The 533-nt window shown below is 74.3% G+C and carries 1 pseudogene; it reads right to left on the bottom strand.

What is annotated here, in order from left to right:
* Window positions 1-401: pseudogene (locus tag FNQ90_RS26280) on the bottom strand (hypothetical protein); the annotation flags it as partial.
* Between the last annotated feature and the right edge of the window lie 132 nt (window positions 402-533).

Here is a 533-nt window from a genome sequence, read left to right as displayed (position 1 = left end):
CCGAGGGGCGGGGCCCAGCCGGCGGGCGGGGTGTCCCGGCGGCGCCGGTACTTCTGCACGGCGATGTCGCCGAGGATGGCGTGCACGGTGGCACCGCCCAGGTGCGCGAGCATGAACAGCATCGCGAACCAGAAGGCGAACGGGCCATCCTCCGGCACGTCCGGGGACTCCGCGACCACCGCGGCGTAGGTCAGGGTGATCGTGACCCAGACGCAGAGCACGGCCCAGTCCCGGTTGCGGCGGCCCTGGAGCGCCATGCGCAGGAAGGGCACCCAGGCGAGCAGGCCCAGGGAGAGGACCGGCACACAGGCGAGGAGCAGTCGCGGGACGACCACCCGGGGGCCGGTGTACAGGGGCTTCGGCACCGGTGCGAAAGCGGGCCCGGACGGCTGACCGTACATCGGCGCTTCCTCCCTCCCCTTCGGTGGCTGCGCGCCCCCGGCAGGGGACATGACGAGGATATCGCTGTCCGGGACGACCGTCCGCCGCTCGGTGGATCGCGGGCGGTGCCGGGGACGGCCCGGGGAGGGGGC

The organism is Streptomyces alkaliphilus (assembly GCF_014141535.1).
Classification (GTDB): domain Bacteria; phylum Actinomycetota; class Actinomycetes; order Streptomycetales; family Streptomycetaceae; genus Streptomyces; species Streptomyces alkaliphilus.
The sequence above is the reverse complement of the archived record's forward strand: the minus strand, read 5'-3'. Positions and strand labels throughout refer to the sequence as shown.